We start from the raw sequence: 15,000 nt of genomic DNA, 5'->3' as shown, positions 1-15,000 counted from the left end.
AGATTCGAAAGGGGAGATCGAAGCTTGAAAACGACGAAACGAATGACTCTTCTGCTCGCGGGAGCCGCGCTGCTTCCGGGGCTGCTGGCCGGCTGCGGTTCGGGAGGGGGCAACAATTCCGGTACGAATTCGGGAGGAAGCGCCGGGACCGGAACCGCCCAGGCCAGCGGCAGCGCCGGCAGTTCGGCGAGCAGTTCGGCAAGCGGCTCGGCCAGCGCCTCTGCCGCAAGCGGGAAAAAGGTCAAGCTGGACATTATCGAGACCGGCAACAACCTGCCGACGCCCGATCAGGACTTCATCAAAGAAGCGCTGGACAAAGCGCTCGGGACCGACATCAATCTGACCGTATACGCTTCGGGCGACGACTACAAGAACCAGCTGAACGTGCGGCTTGCGTCCGGCAATTTTCCCGACTTGTTCCAGGTGCCCGATCGCGCCACGCTGAAGCAGTTCGCCGAGCAAGGGCTGCTGCTGGACCTGACTCCGTATATGGAGCAGCTGGGTCCGACGAAGGAGTTTCTCGGCGACGAGAGCCTGAAGAAAACGACCATCGACGATAAAATTTACGCCATTCCGAAAGCGCCGAACATTCCGTACAACACCTACTGGATTCGCAAGGACTGGCTCGACAAGCTCGGGCTGCAGCCGCCTGCCACCATCGACGAATTGAAGAACGTCGTAACGGCGTTCGCCAAGCAGGACCCCGACGGCAACGGCAAGAACGACACGATCGGGCTGACCGGCAGCAAGCTGAGCACGTTCGCCCCCGTCTTCGGCGCCTTCGGCGTCGGCGATCCGAACACGTTCTACGTGAAAGACGACGGCAAGCTCGTCAATTCGCTGTACGAACCGGCGATGAAGGACGCGCTCGCCTTCATCAAGGGACTGATCGACACCGGCGGCGTCGACCCGGAGATCATGGCCAACACCGGCCTGCAGCACCAGGAGAAAGCGATCAAAGGCCAGGCCGGCATCATCTGGATCGACTGGCCGAACCTGTCCAAGGACCAGTTCGCCGAGCAGATCAAGAAGGTCAATCCGAACGCGGAATGGATTCAGCTCGCTCCGCCCAAGGGGCCGGGCGGCCAGTACGACGGGCCGTACGACGCCGGCGGCACCTCCGGCATCTACGCCATTCCGAAGGCGCTCGAGAAAGATAAGGAGAAGCTGCAAAAAGTGCTGGACCTGCTCAACTACGTCTCCGGCAAGGACGGCTCCATGCTCGTTCAGTTCGGCATCCAGGGCCGCCACTACAACCTGGACGGCGACAAAGTCGTGCCGACCGATCTGATGAGCAAGGAGACCGGCTTCACCTGGCTGTACCAGTTCACCGGCCGCCCGGAGATGAGCTACCTGCAGACCAAATTCGCGCCGCAAGCGAAGTATATCGAGTTCGCCAACAACCAGCCGCGCCTGCAGAGCCTGAACGGCTTCCTCACGAATCCGGAAGGCTACAACCCCGCGGACGCGACGAGGTTCATCGAAGAGGAATTCGTCAAGTTCGTCTATGGCAAGGAACCGCTGACGAACTACGACTCCTTCCTCAAGCAGCTCGAGACGAGCATGAACTTCAAAACGTTCTATGACGATGCGGTGAAGCAGCTGCAAGCTCTCGGATACGGCAAATAACGTGGAATGAGGATACAGGAGGGTACGCCATCATGACGGTTTCGCTTGATATTCCGGCGCTCGTTCGCCGGTTCCGGGAAGACGGTTATTTGATTCTGCGCGGCGTTCTGTCCGAGGAACGGACGGCGCGGCTGAACGCGGCGATCGACGAGGTGCTCGCGCAAGAGCCCGACGAGCTTGCGATCAATGTCTACCACAGCGTCGAGCGGCATCCGGCCATCGCCGAGCTGATCGACGAACCTTCGCTGCTGCCTCTGATGGTGAATCTGCTGGGCTACAACATCCAGCTTCACATCTCGCATCTGACCGTACGCAAGCCGAACCCGGCCAACGTAAAGACGGCGTCCCAGAGCTTCATCAACTGGCACCGGGACGGTCCCCATCCCGAATTCCCGACGATCGGCGGGCTGACGGCCGCTTACTACGTGAAAGCTTGCTACATTCTGAGCGATATGTCCGAACCGGACCGCGGCAATACGAAGATCATTCCGGGCAGCCATCGCAAGGCCGGATTCCAACCGGTGCAGACCGACGTGGATTCCCCGCTCGAAGACGAGCTGCAGATTTGCGGCAAGCCCGGCGACGTCTTTCTTTTCCCGCAAAACCTGTGGCACGCCGGCGCGCCCAACCGTTCGAGCTTCACGCGGCGGCAGCTGTTTATGGGCTACAGCCCGATCTGGATGCGCCCGATCGATTACCACCGCGCTTCGGACGCCCTGCTGCAAGGGGCGAGCCCGATCCGCCGCCAGCTGCTCGGCGACATCAGCAGCAACTGCTTCAAGTATTACGTGCCGGAAGAAAGCATGGTGCCGCTCAAAGCCCTGTGGCTCGGCGGTTCGGGAGCGAGCGTCTACTCGTAACCCGCGGCGATTCGGAGGGAGGGGGCCGCTAGGCGGCTGCCCTCCCTTCCTGTCTTGTTCCGGTCGGATCTAGTCTCCCGCCTTGAAGTAGTGGATCGGGCGAATCTCGATGCCCCATCCGAAGCGCTCGCCCTCGCTCACCTGCACGGTCGGGTGCAGGGAGGCGATCCGGATCGCCTCCTCCATATCCCTCGCTTCGATCAGAAAAGCGCTGCCGATCATCTCCTTCGCTTCGGTAAAAGGACCGTCCGTCACGCGCACCTTCCCGTTCTTCCGCCGCAAGCTTTTCGCTTCCGAGGCGAGTCCGGCGTCGATCCTCACTTGCCCGCTCCGGTAGAGCGCCTCGAGGTGCGGCTCGCATTCGCGCATGACGGCGCCGATCTCCTCTTTGGAGAGGGCATCCATCTTCTCCGCCTCCAAATAACCCAAACACAGGAACTGCATTGCGTGTCTCCCTTCGGTTAGAATCGGTTCTTCCTTAGATCGACGAACGGCATGCGGCAAAATCGACATTTCCCCGATTATCTTTCAAGGCGGCTTCGGCGGTACTCGCCCGGCGTCATGCCGGTCATTTTTTTGAACGTGTTCTGGAACGTCGTTTCGCTTTGATAGCCGACCTGCTCGGAGATTTCGCGGTTCGAGACGCCGCTCGTGGACAGCAGGCGCTTGGCCACTTCGATCCGGTACATTTTCAAAAATTGAATCGGGCTGACCCCCAGCTCTTGCTTGAAAAGGTGCGCCAGGTAGTATTCGTTCACGTAAGCGGCGCGGGACAGCTTGGCGAGCGTGATCTGCTCGGCGTAATTCTCCTCGATATACCGTCTGGCGTTCATGACCGCCATTTGCGAGGGCTTGGCCGCCGGCCCTTCGGCATCGCGGTAATGAACCGTCCGGGCGAGGCGCCCGAGCAGCGCTCCCAGCAGATGACTCGCGACCGTTCGCGCTTCGGGCTCGCCCGAATCGAACTCGGCGATACAGCGGCGGAAACGGGAAGCGAACGAGGCCGCTTGCTCTCCCAATTGAAATACCGGGGGCTGTTCCGGCGCGACGAAGTGGCACGGAGGCAGCCCGCGCAGCTCCAGCCCCCGGAAGCCGATGTACATTCCGGTAAACGGATGGACCGTCGACAGCTCCTCGTGCCATACGCCGCGCTGATAGAACATCAGCGTTCCGGGAACCGCCCGGTACGTCCGGCCGTCGATGCCGAACTCCCCTTCTCCCTTCTCCACGAAATACATTTCGCTCATGTGGTCGTGCTTGTGCAGCGGCATCATGAACGGCTCCGAACGCTCTCGCTCGAATACGCCTCCGCCGACCATCGCGGCCGGCTTTACGAACATCGATCCGTCCTCCAACCTCTTCGCCTCTCTTCGCAAGAACGAATAGTCATGATCGCAAGATCGCTCATTGTCTCCCCGTTGGATCTCGGATACATTGTAGGAGAAAACGCCGTTCGAACGCAATATCCAATAATTCGCAAGGAGAGGATTCCGCTTGCTTCGCTTCAAAAAAAGAAAGCTGTCCGACGATAAGTACGAGGCATGCGCCGTATTCGACGTGAACGGCGACGGGGTACCGGACATCGTCAGCGGCGCCTGGTGGTACGAAGGACCGGATTACGTCCGAAAGCACAGAATAGGCGACGTTGCCGCCATCGACGGCTATCACGACGACTTCTCGGACTACCCGCTGGACGTGGACGGCGACGGACGGCCGGATATTATCACCGGCGCGTGGTGGGGCGAGACGCTGCGCTGGCGCCGCAATCCGGGGCCGGACGGCGGCGATTGGGAGACGATCGATATCGACCGCTGCGGCAGCATCGAGACGATCCGCTTTCTGGATATCGACGGCTGCGGCGTGCCGGAGATTTTCCCGAACACGCCGGGGGCTCCCCAGGCGTTCTACAAGCTCGTTCGCGACGAATCCGGGCGCGGAACCGGGCAGTTCCGCAAAGTCGTGATCGGAACGGAGCCGAGCGGACACGGCTTGGGCTTCGCCGACATCGACGGCGACGGCCGCATCGACGTCGTGCTGTCCGGCGGCTGGCTGGAGCAGCCGGAGGATCCGTTCCAAACCCCTTGGCCGTTCCGCCGCGAATTTGCGCTGGGCTTGGCCAGCGTTCCGATTCTCGGTTACGACGTGAACGGGGACGGGCTCACGGATCTGATCGTCGGCCAGGCGCACGATTACGGCCTCCGCTGGTACGAGCAGCGGCGCGACGGAAACGGCGAGCGGACTTGGATCCGCCATGACATCGACCTGTCCGCCTCGCAATTTCACGACTTGCGGCTCGTCGATCTCGACCTGGACGGCCGGCCTGAACTGGTGACGGGCAAGCGATATCGGGCGCACAACGACGGCGATCCGGGCGCTCACGATCCGATCGGGCTTTACTATTACAAGATCTCGGACGGCGGCGAGTTCTCGAAGAACGTGATCGACTTCGGGCCCGCCGGCGAAGCTTCGGGCGCCGGCATTTACTTCTGGGTTCAGGATTTGACCGGCAACGGCTATCCGGACATCGTGGCTCCGGGCAAGGACGGGCTGTATGTATTCGAAAACTTGGGGACGGGAGATGGGAACGAATGAGCGCGGGAAGCAAGCTTCGAATCGGGTTCGTCGGCGTCGGCGGCATGGGTCAGATGGCGCATCTGTCCAACTATGCCGTTCTGACCGACCAGTGCGAGGTGGTCGCCATTGCCGAACCCCGGCCGCGGATGGCGCGATTGGTCGCCGGCCGGTACGGCGTGCCGGAAGTGTATGCGAACCATCAGCAGCTATTGGAGCGGGCGAAAGTCGACGCCATCGTCGCCCCGCAGCAATTCCGCAACCACGTCAATCTCATTCCGGACATCCTGCGCGCGGGCGTGCCGGTGCTGACGGAGAAACCTCTCTGCCTGACGGCCGATGCCGGCCGCGAGCTCGTGCGGATCGGCAAGGAAAAAGGCGTGCTGCACATGGTCGGCTATCACAAACGCTCCGACCCGGCAATGGAGTACGCCAAGCGAACGGTCGACGCTTGGAAGGCGAGCGGAGACTTCGGCAAGCTTCGCTACGTCCGGGTCACGATGCCGCCCGGCGACTGGGTAAGCGGCGCCGACCGGCCGCTCGCGACGGACGAACCGTACCCGCCGCTCTCATGGGAGCCCGGCCCCTCCTCCTATTCGGACGAACAGACGCGCGCTCTGGAAGAATTCGTCAACTATTATATTCATCAGGTCAATGCGATCCGTTTTTTTCTCGGCGAAAATTATCGTCTTACGTTCGCGGACCGGCAAGGAAATCTGCTGGTCGGCGAAAGCGAAAGCGGGGTCGCGGTCACGCTGGAGATGGCCCCTTACCAGACCTCTCGCGAATGGCACGAGTGCATCCTCGTCTCGTTCGAGCAGGGCTTCGTGCGCGTCGACCTGCCGGCGCCGCTCGCGCGTCAGCGCGCCGGCCAAGTGACCGTCATGCGCGACAATGCCCATGTGCATGAGCCTGGCACCTTCATTCCCAGCATGCCGAACGAGTCGGCGATGCGCCGGCAGGCCGTCAACTTTCTTGCCGCCGTACGCGGAGAAAGGGCGGCTCCGTGCGCGGCGGAGGAAGCGCTGGAGGATTTGATTCTGGCGGAATCCTACATGGACTATCGGTCCCGGCACTACGGGCAATAGCCTTGGGGCGCTTGCGCCAATAACGGAATTCCCAGTGCTCCGCCTCTTCGTTATAGTCCTCCCTCTTCCTGGAAACAATGCCAGATGAGGTGAACGTATGAAGCACATTCAAATTGCGGCCGCCCTGCTGGCGGCCGTCGTTTTCGCTTTTCATCGTCCGGCTGCGGCCGCGGAAGAAGCGCTCGCCGTATCGGTATTCGACGTCAAGCGGGAGAAAGTCGTGCAGGCCATGCCGCTCGAGCCCCCGCTGCAGCATTCCGTTCTGGCCCTGCTCCGATCCGCCCCATCCATGTACGGCGGCCTGTCCGTCAATCCGCGCGGCGGTCTGATCGTTCGCATCGCTTTTCCGGCGCCGCTTCAGGTCTCCCACCCGTTCTACAAGGACCGGGTCCGGCAAGTTTATTTGTTTCTCGAACCCGGTACCGATCCGAGAGCGCTGCTGTTCTGGGAGCACGGCAAATCGGCCGTCGCCGTTCTTCATGGCGACAGCCGAAAGTTTATGGAGCGGAACCATCTGGGACTCTGACGCTCCCTTTTATCCGCCGGTCGGCACCTCGCCCCGCAGCCGGAGATACGCCTCCGTTCCGGCCAATGTCTCCGTGTCCGGGACGATGACGACGGACCGGTGCTCCGCCAGCCTGCCGTCCCGATAGGCGACATGATGATCGTAACAGCGAGGGTCTTCCAGCACGGCGCGCAGGAAAACGGGAAGGTTCGAAGTGACGCCGACATTGTCCGGGTGGAGGATCCAATCGATCTTCTTCCAATCCAGGATGCCTTCCGGCGTCTTGATCGGCGTCGGGTACTCATACGTGTCCGGAAGCTCGCCCAAGTACAAGTACATGCCGCCGAAGCGGCCGCCGTCGCTTGTCCACGTCACAAGTCCCTTATACGTAATCCTGCAAGCCGTGATGCCGGTCTCTTCGGCGATTTCGCGCGCCATGGAGTCGCGCGGCGATTCGCCCGGCTCCAGCTTGCCGCCGACGCCGTTCCAACACCCCATCCAGCTTGGAAGCTCCCGGTTCAAGAGCAAAATCCGGTCTCCCCGCCGAATAAAACATATATTGTACTTAATCACGCGATCCCCTCATCCGCTCCAAATATTGCTGCAGAACGACGGCATGATTGCAATCCGGGTCCCTGGCGGCGTAAAGCAGCGTGAGTCCGTTCTTTTCGGAACGCGCCAGCTCGCAAAGCCGCTCCAATGCAGGTTGAACCGCCGGATCGCTCAATTCGGCCTCGTATTTCTCCTTGAACTCCGCGAACCTCTCCGGGACGTGTCCGAACCAAGCGCGCAAGGAAGGGCTCGGCGCGACTTCCTTCATCCAGATCGCGAGCCGGGCCGACTCCTTCGCGACACCCCGCGGCCACAACCGATCCACCAGAATCCGCGCCCCGTCGCTGTCTTCGGCTTGCTCAAAGACCCGCTTCACCCGGATGCCGCCTTGCCTGTCCTTCGCACTCTCCGACGCAGCCCCCATCGCAACGCCTCCCTAACGGTTCAGTAGACTTCGGTTGCATCGGGCGGAAGCGCCCGAACGTGCCGGGCGTATTCCGTGACGCGCCGGTCGTCTTCGCTCGGGTAGACATACCCGAAGCTTTCCGCGACTTCCGTCGCCGTCTCTCGGAACAGGTCGCCCATCGCCAGCAGCGCCCGCCAGACGTTCTCCGCGTTTCCGTCCGCGAACGTCGCCAAGAGCCGCCGCCATCGCTCCTCGGACATATATCGCTGCAGGTACTTGCCCGACTTTCCCGTGCTGAGGCTGAACCCGGTCTCGATGCCCGCCCGCCATTCGAGCATCCGGATGAGCATCGGTCGGACATAGGCGTTCAGATGCTCCAGCGCATAGAGGATCTCCCGGCGCCACAGCCCCTTCGCCACATAAGGATAAACCCACCAGAATTCGTTGCAGCAGGAGGCGAATTCGGCGGCGGAAGGCGGCCTCACCCAATAGTCCTCATCGGAGGGAGCGGGAAGGGACGGCAGCGCCCCGTCCTTATCCAGCAGCACGACGGTCAGCTTGTCCTCGCGAAGATAAGCGTCTTTCTCCGCAAGCGGAACGAGCGTCAAGTCCAGGCGATTGCCGTCGGCGAACAGCATGAGATAGGCGTAGCGGCTCCTGTTCCCGGCAGGGAACAGCGCCGAATCGTCGGGAGTCTGCATGACGATCCGTTCGCCGAAGCGGTCGATCCAATGCGGATCGCGCTTGAAAGAATCGACCTCGCTTACCAAGTAGACGATATCGTAATCCTGGAACGGATCCCGCGGCGCGTTCGGATTCGTCCGGGAGCCGTTCATCGCCGCCGCGCGAACCCGCTCGTCGCCTCGGGCGAATCCGAGGATAAGTTCCATCATTTCGGCTTGCGTTCTCATAGCCGTTCAACCTCCCATGGATACCGGACGGGCCGGCAGGATCATAAGATCGGAGACAGCAGGCGAGTGACCGACTCGCGGAATTTGTGGGCGAGCGGCCGCTTCAAATATTCCTCGCGGGTCCATTCGATGCTGTGTTCGATGTCCTCCAGGTACAGCTTCCGAAGCCGGTTCGCCACCGTACGGTCATAGATGAACGCGTTCACCTCGAAGTTGAGCTTGAAGCTGCGAATGTCGAAGTTGGCGGTGCCGACCGTGGCGGCCTTGCCGTCGATGATCAGCGTCTTGGCGTGCAGGAAGCCGTTCCCGTACCGATAGCAGCGGACGCCGAGCGGCAACAGATCGCCGATGTACGAATGCGTCGCCCAGAACACCATCTGATGATCGGGAATCGCGGGAATCATGATGCGAACGTCCAAGCCCGACATCGCGGCCGTCTGCAGCGCGTTCAGCAGACTTTCGTCGGGAATGAAGTAAGGCGTCTGGATCCAGACGCTTTCTTTGGCGCGGTGAATCATCTTGATATAGGCGTTGCGAATCTGCTCGATCGACTGGTCCGGCCCGCTGGCGACGATCTGCAGCCCGACCGTGCCCGGCTCCTCCGGCACGGGAAAATAAAGCGCCGTCTCCGTCAAATAACGCTTGGTGGCCAGCCCCCAATCCATCAGGAACCGGGCCTGCATCTGCCGGACGGCCGAGCCGGTCAGGCGCAGGTGCGTGTCCCGCCAGTAGCCGAACTTCTTGTTCTTGCCCATGTATTCGTCTCCGACGTTGATCCCGCCGATATATCCGGCCTGTCCGTCCACGATCGCCAGCTTGCGGTGATTGCGGTAATTGACCCGGAAGTTCAGGTAAGGGATTTTCGACGGAAAAAAAGCCGCGACCTGTCCGCCCGCCCGCATCAGGCTGTCGAAGAAGCTGGACGGAAGCCGATAGCTGCCGATCGGGTCGTACAGGAACCGGACTTCGACGCCCTGCTCCGCTTTGCGCTTCAGACATTCGAGCAGCTTCCGGCCGATCTCGTCGTTATTGACGATGTAATACATCAGATGGATATGATGGCGGGCGCGTTCGAGATCCTCGAACAACGCCGCGAATTTCCCGGGACCGTCCTTGTAGATCTTCACGTCGTTATCTTGGCTGTACAACGACATCGCGCTGGACAGGTTCATGTAAATCAAATCTTCGAATTCATCGACAGCCGGATCGTTGTAAGCCAGGCGATGATGCTTGAACTGTTCCCGCTGCCTTTTGGTCAGCTGCCGGAAACGCTCTTCACTGTCTCTTCTCACCTTATACAGCTTCAGGCGGCTTAAATTTTGCCCGAAAATCAAATAAAGCACGAACCCGACGATGGGCAGAAACAGAAAAATCATCAGCCAAGCCCACGTGACGGCGATGTTCCGCCTCTCGATGAAGATGACGCTGATCGCCAGGACGATATTGATCGCCATGACGACCGTATTCACATTGTGCGTTATCGCCCAGAAGGACATCGGTTAACCTCGCATCCCTAATGTTAAAGCTTCAAGCGCCGCAGCGACACCGACAGCGCCAGCAGGCAGACGGCCAGTCCCGCCCAGAATACCACATGCAGGGCGCTGATCATCGCCTGCGGATCGGGCGTCGCCGCCCCGCCGCCGTAATGCCGGAGCCCGGTGGCGTAGATCGAGACGGAGACGGACGTGCCGAGCACCATGCCGACATTCCGGGCGAGCGCGTTGAGGCCGCCGGCGGAGCCGAGCTTGGGCAGCGGAACGGCGCCCATAATGCTGGCGTTGTTCGGCGACTGGAACAAGCCGCTGCCGAGACCGAACAGCACCAGGAACGAGACGAGCGCGATTCGATTCTCGTTTGCGGAGACGGTCGTCAAGCAGAGGAAGCCGCCGATCGTGACCGCCAGCCCCAGCGTCGTAAGCAGCTTCGAGCCCATCTTGTCCGACAGAAACCCGGACATCGGCGCAACCACGGCCATCGTGATCGGATAGACCATCATGAAATAACCGGTGCTCTCCGGAGTCAGGCCCAGCACGTTCTGCAGGTAGAACGGGAGCATCACCGTCGTGAAGAAGTTCGCCGCGAACACGAGCAGCGCCGTCAGATTGCCGACCGCAAAGGCCGGAATCCGATACAGGGTGAAGTCGAGCATCGGGTACCGGACGCGCCGTTCCCATAAGTAGAAGCACGCGAATACGGCGAGGGATCCCGCTCCGCCGGCGAGCACGGCGGCCGATGCCCAACCCCAATCCTGGGCGTTGGACAGGATGTACAAGAAGGCGGTCATGCCCACGATAAACAGGCCCGAGCCCGCATAGTCGAACGGCTCGCGCTTCCGCCCGGAATCCTTCGGCAGGAAGACGAGACCGGCCAGGAACGCGAGCGCCCCGATCGGCACGTTGATCCAGAAGATCGTGGGCCAGCCGAACCGATCGACCAGAATGCCGCCGATCCCCGGTCCCGTCAGCGAACCGAGCGACACCACGGTTCCGATGATGCCGAGCGCGCGTCCCCGGTCTCCCTTGGCGAACGTCTCGGCGACGATCGCCTGGCTGTTGGACATCAGGCACGCGGCGCCCAAAGCTTGCACGATCCGGGAGAAGATCAGGAACCCGAGCGTATGCGACATCCCGCACAAGGCCGAGCCGAACGCGAACAGCAGGAAGCCGAACAAGTACACTCGCGTGCGGCCGAGCAGATCCGAGAGCTTGCCCATGATCGGCAGCGTCGCGCAGATCGTCAGCAGGTAAGCCGTCAGCACCCATTGAATCAGATGAATCGGCGCCGACAGCTCTTGCGACATCGTAGGCAGCGCCACGTTGGCGATGCTCCCGTCCAGCGTGGACATGAACGTGCCGAGAGACACGTTGGCCAGGATGACCCAACGATTGGTCGCCGGTCTCGGCAGCCTCGCGGGCTGCGCTTCCCCGCTCACGTTCCGGCCTCCTGTCCCTTTCCGTTGCGCCGCGGAGTCTCCGAAATGCCTCTCATCACGGCATCTCCTCGATCTTCCGGGCGACCGGAATCCGTTCCTTCGCCGGCGGCAGCGAGGCCGGATAGCCTACTCCGAAAATGCCGATCACGTCATCCTCTTCCGGAACGCCGAGAATGGCTCGGCTTTGTGGCGATCCCGCGAGAGACGACCAGAAGACGCCGGCTCCCTCCGAACGGGCGGCCAGCATAAAGTTTTGGGCGAAACAAGCGACGGCCAGCGCGTTCTCCGTCCGTTCGATCTCGATATCCGATCCTTTGGAGGTGAGCAGCAGGACGACCGGCGCGCCTCCGAAGTCCGTTTTGTGCCGGAGCGCCGCCCTCGTCTGCGGTCCGACGATCTTGATTTTCCACGGCTCGGTCATGCGATGATTCGGCGCGTAGCTGGCTGCCTCCAGCCATTCCTTGACTTTGTTCAAATCCAGCGGTTCCTTCTTGAACTCCTTAATGTTCCTGCGGGATTTTATCGCTTCGATCGTATTCATGCCGATTCCTCTTTCATTCATAATATTCCTACTGCCGCGAATCCGGCTGTTCCGAATCTGGGCGCCGCGACTCTTCTTCGAGCTCGAATGTATGTACGAACGCTTGAATCACGCTGTCGACCGCCTTCAGCTCGCCGCAGATCACCGGACGGATCGCCTCGAACTCCTGCTCGTTCAGCTGGGCCGCCAGCGTATTCCGCATGACGTGCAGCTTTTCCAGAAAAGCAAGCGCCCTGCCGCGGCGGAACGTCTGCGCGCTCTGGCCCTCTCGCCGGCGCCATCCGCTATTATGCCCGTCGAGCCTTCGATCCGGGCCGTCGGGGCCTCGCTCTCCGTTGCGCAAGTCGACCTCGCTCCTTCCCTCGATTCGTATACATTCGTATACACCATCTGGATATGAATGTATACGTGCATTACCCATTTGTCAAGTGACAGGAAACAGGGTCGAAACCGCGGGAACAAGCCCGATCGCAAAAGCGGCCGCCTTCCGATTAGAGAAGAGCGGCCGCGTATCGTGAAGAGGTCCCGTTATTCAAGATACTTGTTGAGCCATGACTTTGCGATGGGGAGGAAGGAACGCCACGGTCAGAAGATGAACTGCCGCGATGGCGAGCATGAGCACGAAGATGGCGTGCATGCCGCTCGTCATTTGTTCTTTCGCCCCGGCCGTTCCGACGAAATGATTGAAGATGGTGCCGAAAACGGCGACGCCGACGGTTTGGCCAAGCGAGCGGAGCAGCGAATTGGCGGCCGTCGCGACGCCGCGCATTTCCCAGCCGACCGAAGACTGGACCATGACGGTCGTCGGATTGGAGATGAAGCCCATTCCGAAGCCGAGAATGCTCAGAATGCACACCCAGAACCAGTAGGGTGAGCCCAGCTCGAGCGCGGACAGCCAGACGGCGCCTCCGGCGACCAGCGCGGCGCCCCACACCACGGTCGCCTTCATGCCGACTTTGTACATGAGCCTGCCGGCCAGATTCGAAGCGAGCGGCCAGGCGAGCGACATCGGCATGACCGTGAGGCCGGAGTTGGTCGCATTGTGCCCCAATACGGTTTGAATCCAGATCGGCGCGTAGATAGTCACCCCGGCCGTAATGCTGAACGCCAGAAAGCCGCTCAGATTGGAGACGTTCATGACCCGGTTGCGGAATATCGACAGCGGAACCATCGGCTCCTTCACCCGGCTCTCCACCCAAACGAACAGGAAGAGAAATAACGCCGATACGACGAACAGACCGATAATGACGGCGGAATCCCATGCGTATTTATCGCCCCCGCTCAGCAGCGCGTACATGAGCGCGGAGATCGCGACGGTGAAGACGGCGGCACCCGCAAAGTCGATCGATTTCTTCTGCTTCTCGAACGTCTCCCTCATAAAACCGAGAACGAGAATAAGCGCCAGAACGCCGAGCGGCAGGTTGATGAAGAAAATCCATCTCCACGATACCTGGTCGACGAAATAGCCTCCGACCAGCGGCCCGAGCAGTCCCGCGACCGACCACACCGAGGCGAATACGCCCATCATCCGTCCGCGTTTCTCGCCCGCGAACAAATCTCCGACGATCGTGAAGCAGACCGGGTTCAGCGCGCCGGCGCCGATTCCCTGCACCGCCCGGAACCAGATCAAGGCGATCATCGACTGGGAGAAGCCGCACAGGATCGAGCCGCCGACGAACAGCACCACGCCTATCGTAAAGACCGGCTTCCGCCCGAACAGATCGGTCAGCTTCCCGAAGATCGGCGTCGCCACGCAGGTCGTCAGCGTATAAATGGTGAACACCCAACTGATCAGATGCGTTCCGCTTAAGTCCGCGATGATATTCGGCATGGCCGTGCTGACGACGGTCACATCCAGCGCTCCGACGAAGAGCGCGATCAGCAGCCCCGCCACGACCCATCCGACTTTCGATTGCTTTGGCACGATTGTAAGCCTCTTTTCTCCTTGCCGGACTTTTGAAACAACAAGCTTGCTTTACCATTATCGAGACGTCCTCCGCTCGTGTCAACCCAAAAAAAACCGAAGCTTTACGGACAAAAAACCGCCCCCCGGCAAGCCGGATAGGAGCGGTTATCGAGCGGAATAACGTGCCGGAGACCGGCGATGCGCCTACATCCCGAGAATGTGAAAGCCCGAATCGACGTGAAGCACTTCTCCCGTAATGCCGCGGGAAAGATCGCTGAGCAGGAACATCGTCGCGTCTCCGACTTCGTCCTGATCGACGTTCTTGCGGAGCGGCGCCCGGGATTCCGCGAGGGACATAATCTCGTTGAAGCCCGATACTCCCTTGGCCGCCAACGTGCGGATCGGCCCGGCGGAGACGGCGTTGACGCGGATGCCGTACTTGCCGAGATCCTCGGCCAGATAGCGCACGCCGGCTTCCAATGCCGCCTTGGCCACGCCCATCACATTGTAGTTTTTGACGACGCGCTCCGCGCCGATGTAGCTTTGGGTGACCAGGGCTCCCCCTTCGGTCATGATTTTCTTGGCTTCGCGGGCGACGGCCACGAGCGAATAGGCGCTGGCGTCCTGGGCGAGCATATAGCCCGAACGCGACGTATTGACGAATTCGCCTTGCAGCTCCTCTTTGTCCGCGAAAGCGAGCGAATGGACAACGCCGTGGACGACCCCGGCTTCGGACCCGATCCGGGCGAAGGCGGCTTCGACGCTCCGGTCGTCCGAGACGTCGCACGAAACGGTCAGCCGCGGCTCGATGCCGCTGTCCGCCAGAAGCTTCGTCAGTTTCTCATAAGACCTTTCCTTGCGATATGTAAAAATTAGCTTCGCTCCATGGCGATGCAACGATTTGGCAATGCCCCAGGCGATGCTCCGTTCGTTGGCGACGCCCATCACCACGACGGTCTTGTTGCTCATCAAATTGGACACGACGGATGTTCCTCCTACTATAAATTAGCCTCGGTACGCGAGTCAGGCGATATTATACTACTTTGCGGAGGAACGTTCCAGCGGCCGCGACGGAACGTGTCGTTGTGCTGTGATAATG

General features: G+C 60.9%; 16 protein-coding genes. 5 read left to right on the top strand and 11 right to left on the bottom strand.

What is annotated here, in order from left to right; translation table 11 throughout:
• Nucleotides 1-24 precede the first annotated feature (24 nt).
• Complete coding sequence (locus H7C18_RS18675; protein WP_337913737.1) at nucleotides 25-1,629, top strand: extracellular solute-binding protein; 1,605 nt, start codon at nucleotides 25-27, stop codon at nucleotides 1,627-1,629.
• A gap of 32 nt (nucleotides 1,630-1,661) precedes the next feature.
• A complete protein-coding gene (locus H7C18_RS18670; RefSeq protein WP_185130609.1) occupies nucleotides 1,662-2,489 on the top strand; it encodes a phytanoyl-CoA dioxygenase family protein in 828 nt (275 codons plus the stop codon).
• A 69-nt stretch (nucleotides 2,490-2,558) separates the two neighbouring features.
• Here H7C18_RS18670 and H7C18_RS18665 read toward each other — a convergent pair whose 3' ends face one another.
• Nucleotides 2,559-2,933 carry a YciI family protein gene (locus H7C18_RS18665; protein ID WP_185130608.1) on the bottom strand — a complete coding sequence of 125 codons (375 nt, stop codon included), beginning with the start codon at nucleotides 2,931-2,933 and terminating at the stop codon, nucleotides 2,559-2,561.
• 77 nt (nucleotides 2,934-3,010) lie between these two features.
• Nucleotides 3,011-3,829: a helix-turn-helix domain-containing protein gene (locus H7C18_RS18660; RefSeq protein WP_185130607.1), complete on the bottom strand. Its 819-nt coding sequence runs from the start codon at nucleotides 3,827-3,829 to the stop codon at nucleotides 3,011-3,013.
• Nucleotides 3,830-3,983: 154 nt separating this feature from the next.
• Between H7C18_RS18660 and H7C18_RS18655 the strand changes: the two genes are divergently transcribed.
• The 3 genes from H7C18_RS18655 to H7C18_RS18645 all read left to right on the top strand — a co-directional run bounded on the left by H7C18_RS18655 (nucleotide 3,984) and on the right by H7C18_RS18645 (nucleotide 6,674).
• Nucleotides 3,984-5,081 (top strand): FG-GAP repeat domain-containing protein, encoded by a 1,098-nt coding sequence (locus H7C18_RS18655; RefSeq protein ID WP_185130606.1) that lies wholly within the window; start codon nucleotides 3,984-3,986, stop codon nucleotides 5,079-5,081.
• On the top strand, nucleotides 5,078-6,148 hold the full coding sequence (locus tag H7C18_RS18650; RefSeq protein ID WP_185130605.1) for a Gfo/Idh/MocA family protein: 1,071 nt from the start codon (nucleotides 5,078-5,080) through the stop codon (nucleotides 6,146-6,148). The genes H7C18_RS18655 and H7C18_RS18650 overlap by 4 nt, the downstream gene beginning before the upstream one ends.
• A 97-nt stretch (nucleotides 6,149-6,245) precedes the next feature.
• Entirely contained in the window at nucleotides 6,246-6,674 is a 429-nt protein-coding gene (locus H7C18_RS18645; protein WP_185130604.1) for a hypothetical protein, read from the top strand.
• Nucleotides 6,675-6,683: 9 nt separating this feature from the next.
• Here H7C18_RS18645 and H7C18_RS18640 read toward each other — a convergent pair whose 3' ends face one another.
• From H7C18_RS18640 to fabI, 9 genes are all read right to left on the bottom strand, one after another.
• Nucleotides 6,684-7,226, bottom strand: coding sequence for an NUDIX domain-containing protein (locus H7C18_RS18640; RefSeq protein WP_185130603.1), 543 nt, complete (start codon nucleotides 7,224-7,226; stop codon nucleotides 6,684-6,686).
• Nucleotides 7,219-7,629 carry a DUF488 domain-containing protein gene (locus H7C18_RS18635; protein WP_185130602.1) on the bottom strand — a complete coding sequence of 137 codons (411 nt, stop codon included), beginning with the start codon at nucleotides 7,627-7,629 and terminating at the stop codon, nucleotides 7,219-7,221. The genes H7C18_RS18640 and H7C18_RS18635 overlap by 8 nt, the downstream gene beginning before the upstream one ends.
• Nucleotides 7,630-7,649: 20 nt before the next feature.
• Nucleotides 7,650-8,522, bottom strand: coding sequence for an aminoglycoside 6-adenylyltransferase (locus H7C18_RS18630; RefSeq protein ID WP_185130601.1), 873 nt, complete (start codon nucleotides 8,520-8,522; stop codon nucleotides 7,650-7,652).
• 41 nt (nucleotides 8,523-8,563) lie between these two features.
• A complete protein-coding gene (gene cls / locus H7C18_RS18625) occupies nucleotides 8,564-10,018 on the bottom strand; it encodes a cardiolipin synthase (RefSeq protein ID WP_185130600.1) in 1,455 nt (484 codons plus the stop codon).
• 23 nt (nucleotides 10,019-10,041) lie between these two features.
• Nucleotides 10,042-11,454 carry an MFS transporter gene (locus tag H7C18_RS18620; RefSeq protein WP_337913735.1) on the bottom strand — a complete coding sequence of 471 codons (1,413 nt, stop codon included), beginning with the start codon at nucleotides 11,452-11,454 and terminating at the stop codon, nucleotides 10,042-10,044.
• 55 nt (nucleotides 11,455-11,509) lie between these two features.
• Nucleotides 11,510-11,995: a nitroreductase family protein gene (locus H7C18_RS18615; protein WP_185130599.1), complete on the bottom strand. Its 486-nt coding sequence runs from the start codon at nucleotides 11,993-11,995 to the stop codon at nucleotides 11,510-11,512.
• A gap of 28 nt (nucleotides 11,996-12,023) precedes the next feature.
• Nucleotides 12,024-12,338: a hypothetical protein gene (locus tag H7C18_RS35210; protein ID WP_238357796.1), complete on the bottom strand. Its 315-nt coding sequence runs from the start codon at nucleotides 12,336-12,338 to the stop codon at nucleotides 12,024-12,026.
• Nucleotides 12,339-12,527: 189 nt separating this feature from the next.
• Complete coding sequence (locus H7C18_RS18605; protein ID WP_185130598.1) at nucleotides 12,528-13,919, bottom strand: DHA2 family efflux MFS transporter permease subunit; 1,392 nt, start codon at nucleotides 13,917-13,919, stop codon at nucleotides 12,528-12,530.
• Between the two features lie 186 nt (nucleotides 13,920-14,105).
• Entirely contained in the window at nucleotides 14,106-14,882 is a 777-nt protein-coding gene (gene fabI, locus H7C18_RS18600) for an enoyl-ACP reductase FabI (RefSeq protein WP_337913732.1), read from the bottom strand.
• Nucleotides 14,883-15,000 lie beyond the last annotated feature (118 nt).

Origin of the sequence: Cohnella zeiphila (genome assembly GCF_014212055.1) — a bacterium.
GTDB lineage: Bacteria > Bacillota > Bacilli > Paenibacillales > Paenibacillaceae > Cohnella > Cohnella zeiphila.
This window is presented reverse-complemented; position numbering and strand designations above follow the sequence as displayed.